The 2,834-nt window shown below is 58.8% G+C and carries 3 protein-coding genes; 1 reads left to right on the top strand and 2 read right to left on the bottom strand.

Going from position 1 to position 2,834, the window contains the following annotated elements:
- Positions 1-110: 110 nt before the first annotated feature.
- Positions 111-1,073, bottom strand: coding sequence for an AEC family transporter (locus tag ABY948_RS11970; protein WP_461482765.1), 963 nt, complete (start codon positions 1,071-1,073; stop codon positions 111-113).
- 379 nt (positions 1,074-1,452) lie between these two features.
- Between ABY948_RS11970 and ABY948_RS11965 the strand changes: the two genes are divergently transcribed.
- Entirely contained in the window at positions 1,453-2,373 is a 921-nt protein-coding gene (locus ABY948_RS11965; RefSeq protein ID WP_461482764.1) for a DMT family transporter, read from the top strand.
- A 41-nt stretch (positions 2,374-2,414) separates the two neighbouring features.
- On the opposite strand, the gene ABY948_RS11960 is transcribed toward ABY948_RS11965, so the two are convergent.
- A partial coding sequence (locus ABY948_RS11960) for an ImmA/IrrE family metallo-endopeptidase (protein WP_461482763.1) occupies positions 2,415-2,834 on the bottom strand: 420 nt, incomplete at its 5' end.

The following is a 2,834-nucleotide window of genomic DNA, read 5'->3' as shown; positions in this document are numbered from 1 at the left end:
TGCGGGCAAAAGATTATGTGCTGACTGAGTTCCCCCAGTGGCTGATGAACCACCTGGTGAACATGGACACCGTCAGTGCCACCTACATCAGCCGGGTTCGCCACCAGGACCTAGACCAGGCCGAGGGCTTTTAGGGCCAGCAGCCCGCCGGTGACGGTGACGATCCCCAGCAGGGTGGACAGCACCACCATGTTGGCGGCCAGTTCGCCGTTGCCGCCCATCGCCCTGACCTGAATGAAACTGGCCACGGCGGTGGGGGAGGATGTCAGGAAAAACAGGATACCCATGGCCATGCCCTGCACGCCCAGCCAGGCGGCGATACCGACAATCAGCAGTGGCGTGGCAATCAATTTTATCAATGAAGCGCCCAGGGTGCTGGCCCCGGAGTGGGATAGGGCGCCGAGGTTCATCGACGCGCCGATGCACAGCAGCGCCAGCGGCAACGTCATCTGGGCAAAGTAATTGCCCGTGTCCTCCAGCAATTTCGGCAGCCCCAGGCCGCTGAATTTCATCAAAAATCCCAGCACGATACTGATCAGCAGCGGATTGCGCAGGGTATTGCGCAGCATCCGCCGCAGCGGCGACTGGCCGTCGCCGCTCTGGATGGGGTTCAGCGCCACCACCGCCAGCACGTTGTAGAGCACCGTCAGCAGGGCGATGGGCACCGCCGCCGTCGCCAGCCCCACCTGGCCGTAGGCATTGTTGCAGAATGCCAGCCCGATCACCGCCAGATTGCCGCGAAAGGCTCCCTGCACGAAAATGCCCTGATCCGCCGCGTTGCCGGTCAGCCATTTGCCGACGGGCCACGACAGGGCAAACAGCAGCAGGGTCAGGGGCAGGGCCACCAGCAGCGGCACCCCCATCACGAAATTGTCCAGATCCGCCCGGTAAATGCTGAGAAACAGCACCACCGGCAGGCCGACGTTAAACACCAGGTTGGAGGCGGGCTTCACAAACTCCGCGGGCACCTGGCCGATGCGTTTCAGGAACAGCCCCAGCAACACCACCAGAAAGATGGGGCCGGTAATGGACAGGGCAAAGGCAAACAGCCCGAGGGGGGTGGATTCGTTCATAACAGCTGGTCGAAAAAACAGGCCGCCATCATACCAGCCCGCCCGGCGTGAAAATATGTCGGTTTTATTTCCCTGCCGCCCGTCATCTTTTTGCGATTGCCGCTTGTTCCGACCGGAAGGGTCTGGGTATAGTTGGGCCACGGTTAAGCAACCACCCAAACAACCATTAATCATACAAATATGAATTTCATGTGTTCTGCCAACCCGGTCGTGACCAAGCGAGTGTATGCACTGCGCTGGATGCGACCCTGTGCGGCAGAAAAATGAGATAGAAAAAACAAATCCTCTTTTTCAAAGGCCGCAGCCATCCCCTCTGCGGCCTTTCTCGTTTCAGGCTCCAGAGTTTCCGGGTTAAGCGGCGTGTATTCGGGAGAATACCATGCTGGTACAACTGGCCTATTTGCTGGTGATTTTGGTCTGGTCCACCACGCCCCTGTCGATCAAGCTGGGCGGGGCGTCCTTCAGCCCCATGGCGGGACTCAGCCTGCGCATCATGCTCGCCTTCCTGCTGGGCAGCATTATCTGCACCATCGGCGGCTATGCCGGGCTGAATATCCGCCGCCACTGGAAGCTCTACGCGGCGGCCTCCGTCAGCCTGTTTCCCAACATGGCGCTGGTGTACATGGCGGCGGACTACATCTCCTCCGGGCTGATCTCGCTGATGTTTGGCCTGTCGCCGTTTGTCACCGCGCTGCTCACCCGGCCCATCCTGGGTGAACGGGTGCTGCAACAGCGCAAGCTGCTGGCCATTGGGCTGGCCTTTGTCGGACTGATCTTCATCTTCTTCGACCGGCTCAATATGGGGGAGGAGGGCGCCATCGGCATCGGCCTGATGTTGCTGTCCAACCTGTCGTTCTCCGCCAGCGCCCTGTGGGTGAAGCGGCTCGGCAGAACCCTGACCGTGCCCGCGTTCGAACAGACCCTGGGTGCCATGGCCTTTTCCCTGCCCGGCATGCTGCTCACCTGGGTGCTGGTGGTTGGCGTCGAACCCATCAACCCCACCCCGGTGGGGCTCGCCTCGCTGCTGTACCTGACCCTGTTCGCCTCGCTGGTGGGCTTTGTCGCCTATTACCACATCCTCAACCAGCTGGCGGTGGAAACCGTGTCGCTGATTCCGCTGATCACCCCGGTGCTGGCCATGGTGCTGGGGGTGTTCGCCCTCGATGAAGTCGTCACCCCGCCGATGATGGGGGGTGCGGGGTTGATCCTGCTGGCGCTGGTGATTCACCAGCAGTTGTGGCTGGTGTTGGCCAGGAGAAAGAAGCTGCAAGCTGGCGATGACGAGGCTATGGAGTACTGAGCAGCTATCCGAAATGGTCGTGGCGCAAGGGCTTTTCTAACTTAGAAGTCATCGTCTGCTAGCGGTGATTCATCTTTCCACCAAAGCAATGTGAGGTGATCGTAGCCATTGTAATACTGGCTCTCAATTAGGGTGTAATTCTCTGCGCCCACACTGTCGATCCACTGATCAGCATCCACCTCAACTGCGCTTGACTCACCAAACGTATTCCTAGGCCGCAGAACCATGTTATGTGGCCACACGGATTCCGGGACGATGGAACTTCGATAAAACCACTTACGTTTACCAGAAGGGCTCCAGCAAATAATCATACAAGGCTGCTCTGACACCTCCACTAACCTTATAGACGCGCTGGTTCGTGAGACATTAAACAAGTTTGATAGATATTTGACCATTTCTGCCGTGACTTCACGCTCAGGATGGTATCGATTGAAGAGATAGCCAGGCATTAACAGCTCAGC

Origin of the sequence: Porticoccus sp. (genome assembly GCF_041592135.1) — a bacterium.
In the GTDB taxonomy this organism is placed as follows: domain Bacteria; phylum Pseudomonadota; class Gammaproteobacteria; order Pseudomonadales; family Porticoccaceae; genus Porticoccus.
This window is presented reverse-complemented; position numbering and strand designations above follow the sequence as displayed.